The sequence below is a fragment of the Streptomyces sp. NPDC045022 genome (genome assembly GCF_056432605.1).
Genome location: NZ_JBWKIR010000001.1, coordinates 114,687 through 134,214, shown reverse-complemented (window position 1 = coordinate 134,214; position 19,528 = coordinate 114,687). Strand labels below are relative to the sequence as shown.

18 protein-coding genes are annotated in these 19,528 nt (G+C 72.1%); 9 read left to right on the top strand and 9 right to left on the bottom strand.

The features are described from left to right. Nucleotides 1-117 precede the first annotated feature (117 nt). The 3 genes from AC07C1_RS00665 (at nucleotide 118) to AC07C1_RS00655 (ending at nucleotide 2,856) form a co-directional block, all read left to right on the top strand. Nucleotides 118-795 carry a uracil-DNA glycosylase gene (locus AC07C1_RS00665; RefSeq protein ID WP_478935972.1) on the top strand — a complete coding sequence of 226 codons (678 nt, stop codon included), beginning with the start codon at nucleotides 118-120 and terminating at the stop codon, nucleotides 793-795. Continuing rightward, nucleotides 792-1,790 carry an N-acetylglucosamine kinase gene (locus tag AC07C1_RS00660; protein ID WP_478935971.1) on the top strand — a complete coding sequence of 333 codons (999 nt, stop codon included), beginning with the start codon at nucleotides 792-794 and terminating at the stop codon, nucleotides 1,788-1,790. Before AC07C1_RS00665 ends, AC07C1_RS00660 begins: the two co-directional genes overlap by 4 nt. Nucleotides 1,791-1,932: 142 nt before the next feature. Then, entirely contained in the window at nucleotides 1,933-2,856 is a 924-nt protein-coding gene (locus AC07C1_RS00655) for a sirohydrochlorin chelatase (protein ID WP_478935970.1), read from the top strand. A gap of 78 nt (nucleotides 2,857-2,934) precedes the next feature. Here AC07C1_RS00655 and AC07C1_RS00650 read toward each other — a convergent pair whose 3' ends face one another. Both AC07C1_RS00650 and AC07C1_RS00645 read right to left on the bottom strand, forming a co-directional pair. Next, nucleotides 2,935-3,972, bottom strand: coding sequence for a lactonase family protein (locus AC07C1_RS00650; RefSeq protein WP_478935969.1), 1,038 nt, complete (start codon nucleotides 3,970-3,972; stop codon nucleotides 2,935-2,937). A 227-nt stretch (nucleotides 3,973-4,199) separates the two neighbouring features. Further along, nucleotides 4,200-5,690: an FUSC family protein gene (locus AC07C1_RS00645; protein WP_478935968.1), complete on the bottom strand. Its 1,491-nt coding sequence runs from the start codon at nucleotides 5,688-5,690 to the stop codon at nucleotides 4,200-4,202. 230 nt (nucleotides 5,691-5,920) lie between these two features. Here AC07C1_RS00645 and AC07C1_RS00640 point away from each other — a divergent pair, with 230 nt between their 5' ends. Next, on the top strand, nucleotides 5,921-6,397 hold the full coding sequence (locus AC07C1_RS00640) for an Lrp/AsnC family transcriptional regulator (protein WP_478935967.1): 477 nt from the start codon (nucleotides 5,921-5,923) through the stop codon (nucleotides 6,395-6,397). A gap of 176 nt (nucleotides 6,398-6,573) precedes the next feature. Beyond that, nucleotides 6,574-8,076 (top strand): MFS transporter, encoded by a 1,503-nt coding sequence (locus tag AC07C1_RS00635; RefSeq protein ID WP_478935966.1) that lies wholly within the window; start codon nucleotides 6,574-6,576, stop codon nucleotides 8,074-8,076. A 70-nt stretch (nucleotides 8,077-8,146) separates the two neighbouring features. Here AC07C1_RS00635 and AC07C1_RS00630 read toward each other — a convergent pair whose 3' ends face one another. Next, nucleotides 8,147-8,935: a LysR family transcriptional regulator substrate-binding protein gene (locus AC07C1_RS00630; protein ID WP_478935965.1), complete on the bottom strand. Its 789-nt coding sequence runs from the start codon at nucleotides 8,933-8,935 to the stop codon at nucleotides 8,147-8,149. A 58-nt stretch (nucleotides 8,936-8,993) separates the two neighbouring features. On the opposite strand from AC07C1_RS00630, the gene AC07C1_RS00625 reads away from it, so the two are divergent. Both AC07C1_RS00625 and AC07C1_RS00620 read left to right on the top strand, forming a co-directional pair. After that, the gene (locus AC07C1_RS00625; protein WP_478935964.1) at nucleotides 8,994-9,389 is read left to right on the top strand and encodes a DUF5997 family protein; all 396 of its coding nucleotides are present in this window, start codon (nucleotides 8,994-8,996) and stop codon (nucleotides 9,387-9,389) included. Nucleotides 9,390-9,720: 331 nt separating this feature from the next. Then, nucleotides 9,721-10,497, top strand: a complete 777-nt coding sequence (locus AC07C1_RS00620; RefSeq protein WP_478936557.1) for a helix-turn-helix transcriptional regulator — start codon at nucleotides 9,721-9,723, stop codon at nucleotides 10,495-10,497. Nucleotides 10,498-10,569: 72 nt separating this feature from the next. Here the strand turns inward: AC07C1_RS00620 and AC07C1_RS00615 are convergent, their stop codons facing one another. The 3 genes from AC07C1_RS00615 to AC07C1_RS00605 all read right to left on the bottom strand — a co-directional run bounded on the left by AC07C1_RS00615 (nucleotide 10,570) and on the right by AC07C1_RS00605 (nucleotide 13,067). Then, on the bottom strand, nucleotides 10,570-12,054 hold the full coding sequence (locus tag AC07C1_RS00615) for a DEAD/DEAH box helicase (RefSeq protein ID WP_478935962.1): 1,485 nt from the start codon (nucleotides 12,052-12,054) through the stop codon (nucleotides 10,570-10,572). 173 nt (nucleotides 12,055-12,227) lie between these two features. Next, nucleotides 12,228-12,431, bottom strand: a complete 204-nt coding sequence (locus AC07C1_RS00610) for a cold-shock protein (RefSeq protein WP_062705208.1) — start codon at nucleotides 12,429-12,431, stop codon at nucleotides 12,228-12,230. 213 nt (nucleotides 12,432-12,644) lie between these two features. Then, nucleotides 12,645-13,067 carry a secondary thiamine-phosphate synthase enzyme YjbQ gene (locus AC07C1_RS00605; RefSeq protein WP_478935961.1) on the bottom strand — a complete coding sequence of 141 codons (423 nt, stop codon included), beginning with the start codon at nucleotides 13,065-13,067 and terminating at the stop codon, nucleotides 12,645-12,647. Between the two features lie 123 nt (nucleotides 13,068-13,190). Here AC07C1_RS00605 and AC07C1_RS00600 point away from each other — a divergent pair, with 123 nt between their 5' ends. Then, entirely contained in the window at nucleotides 13,191-14,270 is a 1,080-nt protein-coding gene (locus AC07C1_RS00600; RefSeq protein WP_478935960.1) for an NAD(P)-binding domain-containing protein, read from the top strand. A 12-nt stretch (nucleotides 14,271-14,282) separates the two neighbouring features. On the opposite strand, the gene mltG is transcribed toward AC07C1_RS00600, so the two are convergent. Then, a complete protein-coding gene (mltG, locus tag AC07C1_RS00595; RefSeq protein ID WP_478935959.1) occupies nucleotides 14,283-15,176 on the bottom strand; it encodes an endolytic transglycosylase MltG in 894 nt (297 codons plus the stop codon). Nucleotides 15,177-15,239: 63 nt separating this feature from the next. Next, nucleotides 15,240-17,042: an ABC transporter ATP-binding protein gene (locus tag AC07C1_RS00590; protein ID WP_478935958.1), complete on the bottom strand. Its 1,803-nt coding sequence runs from the start codon at nucleotides 17,040-17,042 to the stop codon at nucleotides 15,240-15,242. A gap of 115 nt (nucleotides 17,043-17,157) precedes the next feature. Here AC07C1_RS00590 and AC07C1_RS00585 point away from each other — a divergent pair, with 115 nt between their 5' ends. Then, nucleotides 17,158-17,607, top strand: a complete 450-nt coding sequence (locus AC07C1_RS00585; protein ID WP_478935957.1) for a MarR family winged helix-turn-helix transcriptional regulator — start codon at nucleotides 17,158-17,160, stop codon at nucleotides 17,605-17,607. Between the two features lie 198 nt (nucleotides 17,608-17,805). Here AC07C1_RS00585 and AC07C1_RS00580 read toward each other — a convergent pair whose 3' ends face one another. Beyond that, the gene (locus AC07C1_RS00580) at nucleotides 17,806-19,416 is read right to left on the bottom strand and encodes a peptide-N4-asparagine amidase (RefSeq protein ID WP_478935956.1); all 1,611 of its coding nucleotides are present in this window, start codon (nucleotides 19,414-19,416) and stop codon (nucleotides 17,806-17,808) included. Nucleotides 19,417-19,528 lie beyond the last annotated feature (112 nt).

Sequence of the window (19,528 nt, the reverse complement as noted above, 5' to 3'; positions counted from 1 at the left end):
GACGTAGCCGCGGGCGGCCGGGCCCGGTCTGACTTCGCGCAAGCGGTGAGGGGTTGTCCGGCCGCGCTCCGGCCATCGGTTGATCGCCGACCGGTGTGCGGCAGTAGGGTGACGCCCGTGGCACCACGACCCTTGCATGAAATCGTCGAACCGGGCTGGGCGAAGGCCCTGGAACCCGTCGCCGGACGGATCGCCGAGATGGGCGACTTCCTGCGCACGGAGATCGCCGCGGGACGCACCTACCTCCCGGCCGGGCCCAACGTCCTGCGGGCTTTCCAGCAGCCCTTCGACGAGGTGCGGGTCCTGATCGTCGGTCAGGACCCGTATCCCACCCCGGGGCACGCGGTGGGCCTGTCGTTCTCGGTCGCACCCGATGTGCGCCCGCTGCCGCCGAGCCTGATCAACATCTTCCGCGAGCTGAACAGCGACCTGGGACTGCCCCAGCCCTCCAACGGCGACCTCACACCCTGGACGCAGCAGGGCGTGCTGCTGCTCAACAGGGCGCTGACCACCGCGCCGCGCAGCCCCGGCGCGCATCGGGGCAAGGGCTGGGAGGAGGTCACCGAGCAGGCGATCCGGGCGCTGGCGGCGCGGGGCAAGCCGCTGGTGTCCGTCCTGTGGGGCCGTGACGCCCGCAATCTGCGTCCGCTGCTGGGCAGGCTGCCGGCGGTGGAGTCCGCGCACCCCTCGCCCATGTCCGCCGACCGCGGGTTCTTCGGCTCGCGTCCGTTCAGCCGGGCCAACGATCTGCTGATCGAGCAGGGTGGACAGCCGGTGGACTGGCGTCTGCCGTGACCGCCCCCGGTTATCTTGCCGTGGACTCCGGCGGTTCCGGCCTCCGGGTCGCCGTCGGCGTCCCGGGGCGGGAGCCCGCGGCCCAGCGGGAGACCCGGGAACCGGTCCGCATGGGTGCGCGGGGCATCGATCCTGCTCACCTGATGGCACAACTCCTCCCGCTGGCGCGCGCCTTGGCCGCGGAGGCGGGGGTGGGCGAGCTGGGCACGGCCGTCGTGGGCGCCGCCGGGTTCGCCACCCTGGGCGACGCCCTGCGCGCCGAACTGCCCGGCGCACTCGCCCGGGAGCTGGGCGTGCGGAAGGTGGCGCTCGCCGCCGACGCGGTCACCGCCTACGTCGGTGCACTCGGGCCACGTCCGGGCGCGGTGCTCGCTGCGGGCACCGGACTGATCGCGCTCGGTACCGACCTGCGGGGCTGGCGGCGGGCCGACGGCTGGGGGCATCTGCTGGGCGACTGCGGCAGCGGTGCCTGGATCGGACGGGCCGGCCTGGAGGCGGCGCTGCGCGCGTTCGACGGGCGGGACGGCGGTTCCGCTCCGCTGCTGGCCTGCGCGCAGGAGCAGTTCGGCGCGATGCCCGGGCTGCCCGGCCTGGTGTACCCCCGCTCCGACCGGCCCGCAGTACTGGCCTCCTTCGCGCCCCGGGTGGCCGCGTGCGCCGCGCACGACCCGGTCGCCGCGGGCATCCTGCGCTCGGCGGCCGGGCACATGGCCGAGTCGGCCGCGGCCGTGTGCCCGGCGGAGGGGGAACCCGAAGTGGCGCTCACGGGTGGCCTGCTCAAGCTGGGTGATGCCCTCCTAGTACCGCTGCGCGAGGAGTTGGCGAGCAGGCTGCCGCACGCCCGGCAGGTGCCGGCCGAAGGTGACCCGCTGCACGGCTCGGTACGGATCGCCACCGACCTCGCCGCCGATCGGCTCACCCTGCCGGGTGAACCGGCGACGATGCTCTACGTGGCCCCACGGACGGCGGCCGGCATCCCCACAAAAGATATTTGATCCCACTGTGGTCCCATGTACCCGGCATGTGCCCGGAACATGTGCCCCGCGGGCGTCACTCATCAGACAAAACCGGACGGATACCGCTCACCTGCACCCTCCCCGAACAGGGGAGCCCGGGAAACCAGTAACATGCGGCGCCATGAGCTCCCCCACTGGACCCGCGTCCGGCCTGCCAGTACGAATGCCGCGACCCCGCCAGCCCGGACGGCACCGCCGACCGGAACCGCTGGTGGCTCCCGAGGGCGCGCCCGCGCTCGTCCTCGCGGTGCCAGGTGCGCCCAGCGCCGCCACGCGCGGCCTCGCCGAGGAGGTCGTGAGCATCGCCCGCTCCGAGCTGCCCGGCCTGGACGCCCGGATCGGGTACCTGGACGGGGACGACACCGAGTTCCCCACCCTTCGGTCCGTGCTGGCACGTGCCGCCGAGCAGCGCACCGCCCGCTACGAGCAGGCCGTCGCCGCCGGTGTCGAGGTCAAGGAGCCCGACGGCCCGGTCGCCGTCGTCGTGCCGCTGCTGGCCGGTCCGGACAGCTCCCTGCTCCGGCAGGTCCGTCAGTCCGTCATGGACAGCCGGGTCGCCGCCGAGCTGACCGATGTCCTCGGCCCCCACCCGCTGCTCGCCGAGGCGCTGCACGTGCGGCTGTCGGAGGCGAGCCTGGCCCGCGCCGACCGTGCCCGGCTGTTCACCGTGGCCACCGCCGCGGACGGCATCATCCTGGCCTCCGTGGGCGGCGAGGAGGCCGTACAGGCGGCCGGGATCACCGGCATGCTGCTGGCCGCGCGCCTGGCGGTGCCGGTGATGGCGGCGGCCCTGGACCAGGAGGGCTCCATCGCCTCCGTCGCCGAGCAGCTGCGTTCCGCCGGCGCTCAGCAGCTGGCCCTCGCGCCGTACCTGATCGGCCCGGAGATCGACCCGGGGCTGCTGGCGGCGGCCGCCGAGGAGGCGGGCTGCGCCACGGCCGAGGCGCTGGGCGCGTACCCGGCGATCGGCAAGCTCGCGCTGGCCAAGTACACGACGGCGCTGGGCATCGCCCCGCAGCAGGCGCAGGGTACCCCGGTCCGCTGACCGGACGAGGCATCCGTACGGCACAGGGCCCGCTCCGGTCTCCGGGGCGGGCCCTGGCCTTGCCCCGGGCGGGCGTGCTCAGCCGAAGACGACGCAGGAGGCCGCGGTGACCCGCACCGAGCCGTCGTACCGGGGCAGCCCTGTCGTCTCGTCCACGGCGAACCAGCTCACGTCTCCGGAGCGCTCGTTGGCCGCGTAGAGGAACCCGCCGTGCTCGGCCAGCGCGCGCGGCCAGTGCCCGCCGCAGGGCACCGTGCCGGTCAGCCGGAGCCCGTCCCCCTCGACGCCGAGGACCGACAGGACGTCCTCGCCGCGGGTCGCGGTCCACACGAAGCGGCCGTCGGGCGAGACCACGATGCCCGAGGGGTAGGCGTCGCCGGCCGGGGCGCCCGCCAGCAGGGGAATCTCGGCCAGCGGCTTCAGGGAGCCGTGCGCCGCGCTCCAGCGGCACACCGTCACGGTCGGCGTGAGTTCGTTGACCACGTAGGCGTGCTCGCCGTCCGGGTGGAAGGCCAGATGGCGGGGACCGGAGCCGGGGCGCAGGGCGAACTCGCGATGCAGGACGGGGGTGCCTTGCTCGAGGGCGCAGACCCGGACCGAGTCGGTGCCGAGGTCGACGCTGACGGCCCACCTCCCGCTGGGGTCGGGCTGCACCTGGTGGACGTGCGGACCGCGCTGGCGCCTGTCGTGCGGGCCGGAGCCGGTGTGCTGGAGGAGGCCGGAGGGCTTGGCGGCGAGCGTGCCGTCCGGGCGCACGGGTACGGCGGTGACGCTGCCGGAGCCGTAGTTGGCGGTCAGCACGTGTCCGTCGTACAGGCTGAGGTGGGTGGGTCCGCTGCCGTCCACCTGCACGGGCGGTCCGACGAGTGCCGGCCGGTCACCGTCGAGGCGGTAGGCGGCGACGGCTCCTTCCGCCGTCTCGCTGACCGCGTACAGCGTGTCACCGCCCGGCGCCAGGGCCAGGTAGGAAGGGTCGGGCAGGTCCTTCGCGGCGGCCACGAGGGTGAGGGCCCCGCCGCCCGGCGCGACCTGCGCGGTCACCAGTCCGGGGCCGCCCGCCGCCGTGAACGAGCCGATGAACGCCCGGGGCCTGTCCGCCCTGCCGTGCTGTGCCACCACTGTCCCCTCTCGGTCGAGCCAGCCGTGCCGGTCCGGGGCCGACGGTAGCAGTCGATCAGGCGCGGTCTAGACCAAGATGCGGGCCAACGGGGTGGATATTCGAGAAGCCCTCCGATTGCCGCGTGGTTCCCGCGCGCCCGCTGCCGCGCACGGCCGGCCAACTGTCGGCGCGACGGCGGCTCCCCCTCAAGCTCCGGCCACGAACCCGTGGTGCGGGCTTCCCCTCAAGCCCCCGCCAGCCGTGAGCCCGAAGGGGTGCGCAGCGGTTCGGCGAGGTCGGCGAGGGCGCGTTCCAGGCCGTGCAGATGAGCCAGAGCCGGTTCGGCGGGCGGGGCGGCGGGGTGCCGAAGAGGCTGGTCACCGCCCGCGGTCAGGGCCTCGACAGCGGCCTCCACGCGCCAGCAGGCGGCGGCCAGGCGGGCGTCGTGGGAGGCCTCGGGGTCGGCGGCGACCGCCACCAGGCCACGGATCTCGCGGGCGCAGTCGTCGAGGAGCGCGAGGACCCGGCGGGCACGCCGCTTGCGGGCCGGCATCGGGTTCAGCGGGTGCACCAGCGGCGCCACCGAGAGCCGGACGCGGCCGAGGAGCTGCTCCAGTTCCGCCACGCGCGGCGCCGGGTCGGCCGTGGCCGAGCCCGCGAGCCGGGCCGCGGCCTCGGCCGTGCAGGCGTGGACGCAGCGCAGGGCGCGCTGGATCCAGGCGTCGGTGGTGGCGTGCGTGGTGACCGGCAGCACGAACAGCACGGCGAGGGTGGCGCCGAGCGCGCCCACGCCGGTCTCGCCGAGGCGCAGCGCGAGCAGGCCTGGACTGAGGACGCCGAGGAGGCCGTAGAGCATTTCGGCGAGCAACGTCACCCAGAGCATCATCCAGGTGTAGGAGACGGCGGCCGTGTAGAAGATGCCGAAGACGGCGACCGCGACGAGGACGGCCGTCGGTACGGGCGCGCCGTGCACGGGCACGGCGACGAGGAAGCCCAGGCCGATGCCGATCACCGTGCCGAGGACGCGCCGGAAGCCGCGGACCAGTGTCTCGCCGCGGGAGGCGGTGTTGACGAAGATCCACCAGGTGGCGCCGACGGCCCAGTACCAGCGCTGTCCGGACACCAGCTGGCCCACGATCAGCGCGAACCCGGCGCCCGCCGTCGCCTGGACCGCCTGCCGGGTGGTGACCCGGGCCAGCCCGGTCCCGGTGGGCGGGACGGGGGCGGCGGCCGGGGGCAGGCGGCGCTCGTAGCACCACACGCCGAAGCGGATCACGGCGGCGCTCAGTACGGACAGCAGGACGGCGGCGTGCAGCTCGGGCAGCTGGGCCGCGGTGGCGTGCAGGAACTGGGCCACGAAGAAGGTCATGAAGGCGAACACGCCGAGGCTGTGTCCGCGCGGACCCCAGCGGCGGGCGTACACGCCGGCGCCGACGACGGCCAGGAAGGCGAGGTCACGCGCCACGGGCTGGTCGTGCAGTCCGGCCGCGACGGCGAGCACCGGTATGCCCACGGGGGGCAGCAGCGCGGTGGTGACCGCCTGCCCGCGCACGGTCGGGTCGGTGACGGTGAACAGTGCGAGCAGCGCCGCGAGGCCGCCGGTGACCGCACCGGCGAGGGAGTGTCCGGCCAGGAGGCAGACCACTACGGCCAGCCCGATGCCGAGGACGGCCCGCGCGGCGAAGCGCAACCGCGCCCGCCCTGGGTCCGGAGCCACGAACACCCTCTTCAGCACTGCTGTCCTCCCCTGGGATCACCGGCACAGAAAAGGCGCCGCGGAGGTCCGCAGCGCCATCGACCTGCCCATGAGAGCATCACCGAGGTCACTGGCTCAAGTGGTGCGCGAATCACTGAGCCATTGGCCCAGGAGACGACTGACAGATGAGTCGGCCGGAATGCCAACGGACCAGGTCGGGTGGAACAGGCGAGCGGTAGGTGGTTGAGCCATTGGTACAGTCGTAGGTCATGGCCGTGGACGACCTCGACACCCGTATCTTGCGGCTGCTTCTGGAGCAGCCGCGCACCAGCGTGCGCGAGTACGCCCGCATCCTCGGTGTCGCCCGCGGCACGCTCCAGGCCCGCCTGGACCGCATGGAGCGGGACGGTGTGATCACCGGCACGGGCCCGTCGCTCTCCCCCGCCGCCCTGGGCCATCCGGTGCTGGCGTTCGTGCACATCGAGGTCACCCAGGGCCACCTCGACGATGTGGGCGACGCGCTGGCGGCCGTGCCGGAGATCGTGGAGGCCTTCTCGATCACCGGCGGCGGTGACCTGCTCGCGCGGGTGGTGGGCCGGGACAACGCCCATCTGGAAGACGTGATCCAGAAGCTGATCAGCCTCCCGGGCGTGGTGCGCACCCGCACCGAGGTGGCGCTGCGTGAACGCGTCCCGTACCGGCTGCTGCCGCTGGTGGAGTCCGTCGGCCGGGCGGCCCGCGGCTGACGCTTGGCATCCTGGACCGGTCATCGACGCGATTGAGAGGCGTCATACGCCCCTGGCAGAGGCGTGCCCAGAGCTTGACTCGGCGTGTAGCCGAGGATGCGGCAAGCCGCCGTCAGGGGGTGACGCGCGCGGTGGTTCCCCGTGCGCGGCGGGCCGCGGCTGCTTAGCGTGACCACATGACCACAGACCTGGCCCGGCCCGCCCCGGACGACCGGCGGTGGAAGGCGCTCGCGGTCTGTCTGGCCGCGGGCTTCATCTCGCTGCTCGACACCTCGATCGTGAATGTGGCGCTGCCCTCGATGGAGCGCGGACTCGGGGCCTCCGAGGCCGCCCAGTCATGGGTGGTCTCCGGGTACGCCCTCACCTTCGGGCTCGCCCTGGTACCGGCGGGCCGGCTGGGTGACATGTACGGACGGCGGCAGGCCTTCCTGTTCGGGCTCGCCCTGTTCACGGTGGCCTCGGCGGCGTGCGGTCTCGCGCCCGGCTCCTCCTGGCTGGTGCTGTTCCGGCTGATCCAGGGCACGGCGGCGGGCATGGTCGCGCCGCAGACCTCGGGGCTGATCCAGCAGATGTTCCCGGGCACCGAACGGGCCAAGGCCTTCGGCCTGCTCGGCAGCGTCATCGGGGTGTCGACGGCGGTGGGCCCGCTGGCGGGCGGTCTGCTGATCGATGCCATGGGCACCGACGGCGGCTGGCGCTGGGTGTTCTTCGTCAACCTGCCCATCGGGGCGGCCGCCTTCGCCGCGGGGCTCCGGTTGCTGCCGCGTTTCCCGGTGCCGGCGGGAAAGCGCGAGGATTTCGATCTGTTCGGTGTACTGCTCCTCGGCTCGGGCGTGCTCGCGCTGATGCTGCCTCTGGTCCAGGAGCAGCAGTGGACCGGGCGGGAGAAGTGGGCGCTGATGCCGGTGGCCGCGCTGCTGCTGGGCTCCTTCTGGGCCTGGGAGAGACGGCAGGGCCGGCTCGGGCGGGCTCCGCTGGTCGACCTGGCGCTGTTCTCCCTGCGTTCCTTCACGCTCGGCGCCCTGGTCAGCCTCACGTACTTCGCCGGCTTCACCACGGTCTTCTTCGTCTACACCCTGTATCTGCAGAACATCGTGGGATACAGCGCGCTCGGGGCGGGTCTCAGCGTCCTGCCCTTCGCGGCCGCCTCGGCGGTCGGTGCGGCCGCCGGAGGCCGGCTGGTGGTGCGTTTCGGCCGCAAGCTCGTCGTCATCGGCCTGTGCGGTGTGGCATTGGGGCTGCTCGGGGTGGTCGCCGCGGTTCAGTTGGTGCCCGGGCAGGGCGTCGGCTGGGCGTCGGCGCTGCCGCTCCTCGTCGGGGGCATCGGCTCCGGCCTGACGGTCTCCCCGAACACGACGCTCACCCTCACCCGCGTCCCCGTACGCCGAGCCGGCGCGGCCGGCGGCGTCCTCCAGACGGGCCAGCGCGTCGGCTCGGCGGCCGGGATCGCCGTCGTGGGCGCGGTGTACTTCGCGCACCTGGCCAACCACGGGCGCCCCGCCACGGCGATTCAGCTCGGGTTGCTCACCGCCGTGGGGATCATCCTGGTCGCGCTGGTGCTGGCGGTCGCCGACCTGCGGGAACGCCACGTGCGTCCCGAACCGGAGAAGGTTGCGGAGACGGTCCGGCGGGGTTCTGGGGAAGACGGGGCCGAGGAGAGGGTCCAGCGCGGCACCTGAAAGGCCCGGGCACGGGCGGGGAGGCCGAGGAGGGGGCTCGGCGCCCGCGGGCCTCGGCTGCCCTCCCGTCTCATGACCTTCGGCGCGGCTTCCCCCGTTTGGCCGGCTTGCCGCCTCCCGAGCCCGCGCTGCGACGCTGGGTGCGGCCCGCCGGCTTCGCGCCCCCCGACTTCGCGGGCGCCTTCTGCAGCCGGGCGCCCCCCTGCTCCGGCCGCTCGCGCTGCTGGTCGGCCCCGGTCTTCGCCGGTGTACGGCCCCGCGTGCTGTTGACCGTGCGGCCGCGGACGATGCCGATGAACTCCTCCACCAGGTCGGTGGTGGCCTCCTCCGGCCAGGACAGGGCCACGCTCGACTGAGGGGCGTCGAGGACCGGTCGGAAGGTGAGGTCCCGGCGGTGGTACAGGCGGGCCAGGGACTGGGGCACGACCAGGAGGCCCACGTTCGCCGCCACCAGGTCGATGGCGTCCGGTGTCGTCGCGGGCCGCTCGAAGGCCGGCTCGCCGGGCGGGCCGGCCCAGTCGAAGACGTCGTCGAGGGGGTGGAGCAGCACCTCGTCGTCGAGGTCGGCGAGCGTGATCTCGTCCACCGCGGTGATCAGGTGGTCCTTGGGGACGATCACCACGGTGGCCTCGGTGTACAGGGGGATCGCGCTGAAGAAGGTCCGGTCCACCGGCAGCCGTACGAGTCCTGCGTCGGCCTCCCCCGCGCGCAGCAGCCCCGGCGCCTCGGCAGCGGGTGCCTGGATGAGGGTGAGCGGGATGTCGGGCAGGCGCTCGTTCCAGACCTTCACCCATTTGGCGGGCGTCACTCCGGGAACATACGCGAGCCGGAACGACGGTGATTCCTCCGAGCCTGTCACCAGGCCAGGTTACCGGCCGTGGTCGGCCCGCCCGCACACGGCCGATACCCTTGACCTCATGAGTTCGCAGCAGAGCACCCAGACCATGAAGCCCGCGACCGCGGCGAAGAAGCTGGGTGTGTACCTCCCCGCCACTCCCGCCTCCTTCCAGGAGGGTGTGGTCACGCGCGCCGAGCTGAACGAGCTGCAGGCCGATCCGCCGGAGTGGCTGCGCGAGCTGCGCCAGAACGGCCCCCACCCGCGCCCCGTCGTCGCGGCGAAGCTGGGCGTGTCCATCGCCGGCCTCGGTCGCGGCGGGGTCACCGAGCCGCTGACCACCGAGCAGATCGAGGCGCTCAAGCAGGAGCGGCCGGAGTGGCTGGAGAAGGAGCGCGCCACCCAGGCCGAGGTCCGCAAGGAGGCCGCGCGGATCAAGGAGAAGAACGCCGAGCGCGCCGCAAACCCGCGCCCCTGACGCCGAGCGCCCCTTGGCGCCTCTCACTCCCGACGCCCCCACCGCCGACCCACATGGCGGTGGGGGCATCGCGCTGAGAAGCGGTCGCGGAAAGCGCAGCGGCGGGACACCGGTCGGGCCGGGCGCAGGGCAGGGGACACCGGTCGGGCCGCCGTTCCCCCGTGCCGGCGGCCCGTCCGACATGCGTCCGGGCAAGCCGGTGTCGCCTGGTTGAAGTGTGCGACAGCCAGAAGGAGCGCGGGTATGCGTACAACTACGTACGCGGACGGAGACACCGAGGACGCGAGTCGACCGGAGAGGTCACGTGGAGCTGGGCAGGACCTACGAGCGCATGGCGGCGGTCGCCGTGGCCGCGCTGCACGAACGGCATCCGGAGCGTCTGTGGCCGATGTTCGGCGCCGCGCTGGCGGACCTCTGCGGCGGCGAGGCGGTCATCCACAAACTCGACGACTGGAACGAGAGCCAGGGCAGGATCGGCACAACGCCCCACGCTGCCGCCGCCGAACTGGACCGGCTCCAGGACGCGGACCTGCGGCTGTTCCGCGCGGGCTATCCCTTCGCGCAGCACTACGCGGCCAGGACCGACCGGGTCCCGGTCACCGCGCGCCGGGCGGCGGGCCGCGGCTGGCCGGACAGTCCGACAGCGCGTCTGCTCGATGAGGTCCTGGACGTCGATCACGTCCTGGGCGTGCCCGTTCCCGACAGCACGGCCCCGATCACCGGGTGCCTCGTGTACCGCTCCGGTACGGACTTCACCGACGACCACCTCGTCATGGCCGAGCATGCGCAGCCGCTGCTGGCCGCGGTCGAGCGGCAGCGGCAGTTGCTGGAGGAATGGCGGCGGACGCTGGGCCCGGACGGCGCGCCGGACCAGCGGGCGGCCGACTGCGCGCTGACTCCCCGGGAGACCGCCGTCCTGCTGCTGCTCACGGACGCGCTCACCGCTGACGCCATCGGCCGCCGCCTCGGCATCTCGGTCCGCACCGTGCACAAGCACGTCGAGAACATCTACCGCAAGCTGGGCACCCGTGACCGTGTCGGCACCGTGCTGCGCGCCCAGCGACTCGGCCTGGTCCCGTCGCCCGGCCCGTCCGCTACGGGGACCTGAGCCGGCCCTTCGCCATTCGTCCGGTACCGGGACCTGAGCCGGCCCCTCGCCGACGAGGGCACCGTTGCCGGCCTATGCGCCACGACGGACCCGGGCGGCCTTGCGGGCCTCGGCAATCTGGCGAGCCTCAGCGGACCGGCGAGACTCGCCACCGCCGCCGGCCCGCCCCGGGCGGGTGCCCAGGCCTCGGAAGGGTGCACCGCCGCGCTTCGGGCGCTCCGCGACCGGCCCGCTGCCGGCTACGGGGACACCGGAGGGAGCCTGGGCGCCGGTGATGCGGCTCAGCTCGGCCTCGCCGGAGCGGACCTGCGTGATCTGCGGCCTGATGCCTGCGTCGGACATGAGTCGGGCCATCTCCCGGCGCTGGCCGGGGAGGACCAGCGTGACGACACTGCCGGACTCGCCGGCGCGGGCAGTACGGCCACCGCGGTGCAGGTAGTCCTTGTGGTCGCTGGGCGGATCGACGTTGACGACGAGATCGAGGTCGTCGACGTGAATGCCCCGGGCCGCGACGTTGGTGGCCACGAGCGTCGTGACGGCACCGGTCTTGAACTGTGCCAGGGTGCGGGTGCGCTGCGGCTGCGACTTCCCGCCGTGCAGCGCCGCGGCCTTCACCCCGCTGCTCAGCAGGTGCTTGGTGAACTGGTCGACAGCATGCTTGGTGTCCAGGAACATGATCACGCGCCCGTCGCGGGCAGCGATTTCGGTGGCGGTGGCGTACTTGTCGGCGTCGTGCACCTGCAGCACGTGATGCTCCATCGTGGTGACCGCGCCTGCCGACGGGTCGACCGAATGGACTACCGGGTCATGGAGGTAACGACGGACCAGGAGGTCGATGTTGCGGTCCAGCGTGGCCGAGAACAGCATGCGCTGGCCGTCGGGACGTACCTGGTCCAGCAGTTCTGTGACCTGCGGCATGAAGCCCATGTCCGCCATCTGGTCGGCCTCGTCCAGGACGGTGATGTTCACTCGGTCCAGGCGGCAGTCCTTGCGCTCGATGAGATCCGCGAGGCGGCCAGGAGTCGCGACGACCACCTCGGCCCCGGCACGCAGTGCGCCGGCCTGCCTGCCGATCGACATGCCGCCGACCACAGTGGCCAGCCGCAGCTTCAGCAACTGGGCGTACGGGGCGAGCGCATCGGTGACCTGCTGGGCCAACTCGCGCGTGGGGACGAGGATCAGGGCCAGCGGCTTGCGCGGCTCGGCACGCTGCCCGGCCGTGCGCACGAGGAGCGCCAGGCCGAAGGCGAGCGTCTTGCCCGATCCGGTGCGCCCGCGGCCCAGGACGTCGCGCCCTGCGAGGGTGTTCGGCAACGTGGCGGCCTGGATCGGGAACGGCTCGTTCAGGCCGCGGTCGGCGAGCATCTCCAGCAACTCGACGGGCATGTCCAGTTCACCGAAGGTCGCGGCGGCGGGGAGGGCCGGGGTGACGGTGACCGGCAGCGCGAACTCCCCCTGTGGAGTGGAGGAGCGGCGCCCGGTGTCACCCGGACCGGCGCCGGGGCGGCCCTGACCCCGAGGACGGAAACGATCGTTCGTGCGAGCTGAACGGCTCATGGAGAACCCTCCTGAACAGGGCACGCATCGAAGAATTCCCGACGGAAATGAGCCGGATAAATTGCGCGAACGAGCCGAATGTGAATCTGAAAAACTTCCAGCGGAATGCAAAAAAACAGTAAGCTGGGGCCCCGCCATCAGGCGGGGCCCCAGTCATCTCACACGCTTCGGCGTCAGGCGGGAGTGATGTTCTCCGCCTGCGGACCCTTCTGGCCCTGCGTGACGTCGAAGTTCACCTTCTGGCCTTCCTGAAGCTCACGGAAGCCCTGGGCGGCGATGTTCGAGTAGTGGGCGAAGACGTCCGGGCCGCCGCCGTCCTGCTCGATGAAGCCGAAGCCCTTTTCCGCGTTGAACCACTTGACGGTGCCAGTAGCCATGTCACATCTCCTTGGGGGCAGTGCCCGCGGGCCCACACCGTGTGAACCCCTGCGTTGCCACAATGAACCCCGTCCGGATAAGCACCGGAGATACAAAAATGCCCGACGACATACAGTCGCCAAGACATTTGAAGTTCAGGGAACCGCAACTGCAACTGTCTCAAGTTTAGCACGGCAGGCCGGGAATTCCTCGGGTGTCCACAATGCGCCGGCTCACCCCAGGAACGACAGGCGGACCTTCCGGTTCGGATTGTCCCTGTTTGTATCCACCAGGCACACGGACTGCCAGGTGCCCAGCTCCAGGCGGCCGGCGATCACCGGGAGGGTCGCGTGCGGGGGGACGATGGCCGGCAGGACGTGGTCGCGGCCGTGGCCGGGGCTGCCGTGCCGGTGCTGCCAGCGGTCGTCGGCGGGAAGCAGGGTGTGCAGGGCGGCGAGGAGGTCGTCATCGCTGCCGGCGCCCGTCTCGATGATGGCGATCCCGGCGGTGGCGTGCGGGACGAAGAGGTTGAGGAGGCCGTCGCGGCCGCCCGCCGCGTCCCGCAGGAAGTCCTCGCAGTCCTCGGTGAGGTCGACGACGCGTTCCCGGGAGCCGGTGGAGATGTTCAGCGTGCGGGTGGTGAAGGCATCTGACATGCCCCCATCCTGACCCATACGCCGTGTTTCACACCCACGGACACCGGCATCTCCTGGTACGGCGCGTCCGGACTTGCTTGCCGGGCCGGGAAGATCCGTGCACGGCTCCCTGTTGGGAGAAACGTGAACGGAAGGCACGAGGTCGAAGTGGTCGTCATCGGCGCTGGGCAGGGCGGACTGGCCGGCGCCTACCACCTGCGGCGCACCGGCTTCGAGCCGGAGCATGACTTCGTGGTGCTGGACCACTCCCCCGGGCCGGGCGGCGCCTGGCAGTTCCGCTGGCCGTCGCTGACGTACGGGAAGGTGCACGGGATGCACTCGCTGCCCGGCATGGAGCTGACGGGCGCCGACCCCGCGCGGCCCTCCGCCGAGGTCGTCCGGGAGTACTTCGATCGGTACGAGCGCACCTTCGACCTGCGGGTACGGCGGCCCGTGGATGTGCGGGCGGTGCGCGAGGGGGAACGCGGGCGGCTGCTGGTGGAGACGTCGGACGGTATCTGGTCGACGCGGGCGCTGATCAACGCGACCGGCACCTGGGACCGGTCGTTCTGGCCGCGCTACCCGGGCCAGGAGACCTTCCGCGGACGGCAGTTGCACACCGCGCAGTACGCCGGGCCCGAGGAGTTCGACGGGCTGCGGGTCGTGGTCGTCGGCGGCGGCGCCTCGGGCACCCAGCATCTGCTGGAGCTGGCCCCGTACGCGGCAGCGACCACCTGGGTGACCCGGCGGCCTCCGGTGTTCCGCGAAGGGCCGTTCGACCAGGAGGCGGGTCGGGCCGCGGTCGCGCTGGTGGAGGAGCGGGTGCGGCAGGGGCTGCCGCCGCGCAGTGTGGTCTCGGTCACCGGGCTGCCCCTGAACGACGCAGTCCGGGAGGGCCTCGCGGACGGCGTCCTGGACCGGCAGCCGATGTTCGACCGCATCACCCCGGACGGCGTGGCGTGGAACGACGGCCGGCACGTGGAGGCCGATGTGATCCTGTGGGCGACCGGCTTCCGGGCCGCGCTCGACCACCTCACTCCCCTGCGGCTGCGCGAACCCGGCGGCGGCATCCGGGTCGAGGGCACCCGCGCGGTGGCCGATCCGCGCGTCCATCTCGTGGGGTACGGCCCCTCGGCGAGCACAATCGGCGCGAACCGGGCCGGTCGCGCGGCCGTCCGGGACATCAGGCGGTTGCCGGCCGAGGAAGAGCCGGCCGCCGCGTGACGTCCCGCCGGCTCAGCGGACCGCGGGCTGCGAGGCGGCCGGGGACTGCGGCGGGCTCTGGCTCGGGGTCTGCGCCTGCCCGGCGCCCTGGTGGAGCGCGTTGAACTCGGCCACGTTGCGCATATGCGTGGTGTAGTCGTCGGTGAAGCGGGTGTCCCCGGGCTTGACCGTGACGAAGTACAGCCAGTTGCCGGGCGGCGGGTTGAGCGCGGCGCGCATCGCCTCCTCGCCGGGGTTGTCGATCGGCGTGGGCGGCAGGCCCATGCGCTGATAGGAGTTGTACGGGCTCTCGATGCGGATGTCGTCCTGGCTGGTCATGGTGGTGCGGTTCAGTGCGTAGTTGATGGTCGAGTCCATCTGCAGCGGCATCCCGCGTTCCAGCCGGTTGAGGACGACCCGGGCAACCTTGCCCATGTCCGCCTTCGTCGTGGCCTCCGCCTGGATGATGCTGGCGATGGTGACGGCCTGGTAGAGGTTCATGGGGCTGCGCTGTGCCCCGGCCGCGATCGGCGCCGCGTTGAACTTCTTGGCCGCGGTGTCGACCATGAACCGCAGCAGGGACTCGGGCGTCGCCCCCTTCTCCAGCGGATACGTCGCCGGGAAGAGATAGCCCTCGGGGTTGCCCCCGGCCTCGCCCGGTAGTTTCAGGCCCGCCTTGCCGATGGACTTGCGGGTGCTGTCCGGGGGCAGTCTCAGGGCCTTGTCGATCGCGTCGTACACCTGGCTCGCGCGCCAGCCCTCCGGGATGACCAGGGTGGCCGGCTTCGCCTCTTCATGACTTCTCGCCAGCGTCAGCAACGGCACCGCCACGGCGGCGCCGGCCACGACGGCGCCGGCCACGACGAGGGCGAGGCGGCCTCGGCGGGTCAGTCGGATCGTGCTCCGTGGCGGAGTCTTGGTCTGCATGCGGGCACGGTAGTACGCATACCGCCATAAACCCGGCATATGGTCAATTTGTCGATCACTGCGTCAGCTTGCGGGTTCCAGTTGCGCGTCCCGGCGGACCAGGGCCGCATAGCGCCCGTCCAGCTCCAGCAGTTCCACGTGTGTGCCGCGTTCGGCGACCCGCCCGGAGTCCAGCACGACGATCTGGTCGGCACCGCGGATCGTGGACAGGCGGTGGGCGATGGTGACTGTCGTACGGTCGGCCGACAGGGCGTCGATGGCCTGCTGGACGGCGGCTTCCGTGCGGGTGTCGAGCGCGCTGGTCGCCTCGTCGAGGATGAGGACGGGCGGGTCGCGCAGGATGGTGCGGGCTATGGCGAGACGCTGCTTCTCGCCTCCGGAGAAGCGGTGCCCGCGTTCGCCGACGATCGTGTCGTAGCCGTCGGGCAACGCGGCTATGTGATCGTGGATCTGTGCCGCCTTGGCCGCCGCGTGCAGCTCCTCGTCGGTGGCGTCCGGCTTGGCGAAGCGCAGGTTGTCGGCGACCGAGGCGTGGAAGAGGTACGTCTCCTGCGAGACGACGCCGACCGCGCGGGCCAGGGTGTCGAAGTCGAGGTCGCGGACGTCGATGCCGTCCAGGGTGACGCGGCCGCCGGTGACGTCGTAGAGGCGGGGCACCAGATAGCCGAGCGTGGACTTGCCCGCGCCGGTCGGTCCGACGACGGCGAGACTGCCCCCGGCGGGCACGGTGACGTCGATGCCGTCGAGGACCGGGCCGGCCGCGGCGTCGTAGCGGAACTCGACGTTCTCGAAGCGGACCTCGCCCTTGATCCGGTCCAGGCGGACGGGCTGTTCGCGCTCGGTGATGTCGATGGGCAGGTCCAGGTACTCGAAGATGCGCTGGAAGAGCGCGAGCGAGGTCTGGATCTGAACGCCGGTCGCGAGCAGGCTGACGGCCGGGCGGAACAGGCCCTGCTGGAGCGAGACGAAGGCGACGATGGTGCCGAGGGAGACCTCGGGTCCGCCGGCCTGGAGGGCCGTGCCGGCGGTCCAGTAGATGACGGCGGGCATCGCGGCCATCACGATCGTGATCACCGCCATGCGCCAGCGCCCGGCCATGTTCGACTTCACTTCCAGGTCGACCAGGCGCTCGGACTCCTCGGCGAAGGACGCGGTGAGCGAGTCGGAGCGGCCCATCGTGCGGCCGAGCAGGATGCCGCTGACGGAGAGCGACTCGGTGACCGTGGCGGCCATCGCGGCCATCTGCTTCTGCCGCTGGGTGGTGATCTTCTTGCGCTCGTTGCCGACGCGGCGGCTGATCCACACGAACACCGGGAGCAGGAGCAGCGAGACGATCGTGAGCCGCCAGTCGAGGGCGACCATGGCGACGATCGTGGCGACCACGCTGGTGGCGTTGGAGACCAGGGAAGTGGCGGTGGAGGTGACGGTGGCCTGCATTCCGCCGATGTCGTTGGCGATGCGGGACTGCACCTCGCCGGTGCGGGTGCGGGTGAAGAAGGCGAGCGACATGCGCTGCAGGCGGCCGTAGACGGCGGTGCGCAGGTCGTGCATGACGCGCTGGCCGACCGTGGTCGAGATCAGCGTCTGCAGCACGCCGAAGACGCTGGACAGGACGGCACTGAAGATCATACCGAGCGCGAGCAGGCTCAGCAGGCCGGTGCGGCCCTCGGGGATCGCGACGTCCAGGGTCTCCTTCAGCAGGAACGGCGTGGCCACCGAGACCAGCGAGGAGGCACCGACCAGCAGGCCGACGATCGCGAGCCGCCCGCGGTAGGGCCGGAAGAGCTTGAGGATGCGACGCACCTGCCGGGGCTGTTCCTCGGTGTCGGCAGGCGGGGTCCAGGGGGGGTCACGGTCGGGATGCATGGGCTCCTACGGAGGCGGACGGGCGCCGGTCGGGGGTCGGCCGACGGGAACGGAACGGATCGTAGCTCATTGTTACCTATACTCACAATGAACGGCATCCTGATATTGTTCCCGCATGACCACCCCCGATCCCGAGGGCCTGCTCGCCGAGCAGCTGCTGCGGCTGACCCGCCGGGTGCACCGCATCCAGAAGCGGCATCTGGAACAGCGCGACGTGGGCATCACCCCGGCCCAGTCCCGGCTGCTGCGCACCCTCGCGCACTACGGCTCGCCCCCGCGCATGGCCGACCTCGCCGAGCGCCTGGAGGTGGTACCCCGCGCGGTGACGACACTGGTCGACGGGCTGGAGGCGAGCGGCAAGGTGCGGCGGATGGCTGATCCGGCGAACCGGCGCGTGACTCGTATCGAGCTGACGGACGAGGGGCGCTCGACCCTGCGCGAGCTGCGCGGCGCACGCCGTTCGGCGGCCGAGGAGATACTCGCCCCGCTGACGGAGAAGGAGCGCCAGGTGCTCGGCGTACTGCTCGACACGCTGGTCGACGGAGACGCGGCCAAGCAGTGCTGAACGGCCGCAGCCCGCTCCGAATGGCCGGAGCGGGCTCCGGAAGACCGCGGCGAGGCCGCGCCACGCAGATGTGTGCCGGCCGGCCTCCGAGGCCGGCCCGTCGGGCTCCTTGACGGGCCGGAGCGAGACGACCGCGCCGCAGCCGTGCGCATCACCCCGCGAGCGGCAGATCCCACACGCGTCCCCGCATCGCCGGGGTCAGCAGCGGCTGCGGTCCTCCGTCAGCACTCCTTGGGCCGTGGTCAGTGAACGGTCGTAGCAGCCGTCGGAGCCGTACAGCCGGTAGCGCTCGGCCGACGTGCCCACCGCGTGCCGCTGGTCTCGCGGGACGTTGAGCGTGTACGCGGCGTCGCCGCTGTAGGTGTCGTCGAGCCGGGACCACGCGGTGCGTCGGCCGCTCCGGCGCTCCACGACCGAGGCACGGTCGCCCAGGGTCAGCGCGGTGCGCAGCCGGTTGTCCGAGCCGACGGTCGTGGCGCCGTTCATCGTGTACGTCCGGTGCGTGTGCGTCGTCCGCGCGGGGCCGTGTCCGCCGACGGTGACGGTCTCGTCGTCGGTCCAGGTCGCGTCGAGTCCGTCCGTGTTCTCGCCGTCGGTCCAGCGGTGGACGGAGGTGTTGGCGAGCGTCCGGCTGACGGTGGTGGTCACACGTCCGTGCGAGGTGTCGAGGTATCCGGAGACGGTGAGCCGGTGCCCGGCGTCGGTGTCCACACGGTTCTCCGAACCGGGAGTGTAGGTGGACGAGTTGGTGATGTTCGTCGCCCTGGCCCCCGTGAGCGCGCCGGTGACGTGTGCGCGGTGCGCGTCCCGCCAGACCAGGACGTTCACCGGTGCGCTCCAGCCGGACTGTCCCGCGGGCACGCCGACGACCGAGACCTCGACGCGGTGCGGGCGGCCGTCGTCGAGAAGGCCGGCGAAGGGCGTCAGGTCGTATTCGAGGGGCCGGACGTCGAAGGCGCGGGGAGCCGGGAGGACGTACCAGAGGAAGGGGTTGGACCAGCCGCCGGTCCATACGTTCGGGAACGGCGCGGCGATACCGGCGAGTCGGCCGTCGACCTTGATCTGCACCTCGCGATAGGGCCCGTGGTCGGCCTTGCAGGAGTAGGACGCCGGGTCGGCCACGGTCAGGTACCAGAACTCCTCACAGCCGCCGCCCGATCCGGTCGCGTACACCTCGGCGACGATCCGCTCGCTGTTGCGGGGGGTGGTGAGGGTCATACCGTCGGGCGTGTCGGCGAGGGTGAGGACACGGTCGGGCGCGGGGGTCTCGGGACGGCCCGCGTAGAAGGTCAGGGTGACGTGCACATCGATGACCCCGGTGTACGTGTCGTCGACGACGTTGCCGATGAGCATCTCGACGTCCTGAGCGCCGCGGAAGGTGTCGCTGTAGCGGGTGACGTCCTTCTCGACGTGCCACTCGATGCCGTCGGGCGAGGGCTCCGGCGTGGAGGTGCGCAGGATCTCGACCCCGCCGACGCGCAGATAGCCGAGCCGGTCGTACTGACGTCCCTTCACCTTGCCGTCGAGGCGCAGGACGACCCTGCTCCAGCGGTCACCGCAGCCCTTGGGCGGAGTGTACGCGCCCCGGTAGGGCGTGAAGTCGCGGAACTGGTTGTCGGCGAGAGTGACCTGGCACGACTTCGTGTGCGGCCGGTCGAGCGGCGGTGCCGCGGTCACCGGATCGTGCCAGTCGGTACCGAACTCTGCGGGCACCTCCGCCGCTCGGGCGGCAGCGGTTCCGGTACCGAAGAACGTGCTCACCAGAAGGGTCGCCCCGGCGAGCATGGACATGACTATCCGTCTTCTCATGGCCGGTGTTCTACGGGGAGTTGACCGCCGACCGCAACGGCCGGACCGGACGAAGGCCGGCGCGCGAGCACGTCCGCGAGGCCGGTCGGCCACATTGCCCCGCACGGGTGCG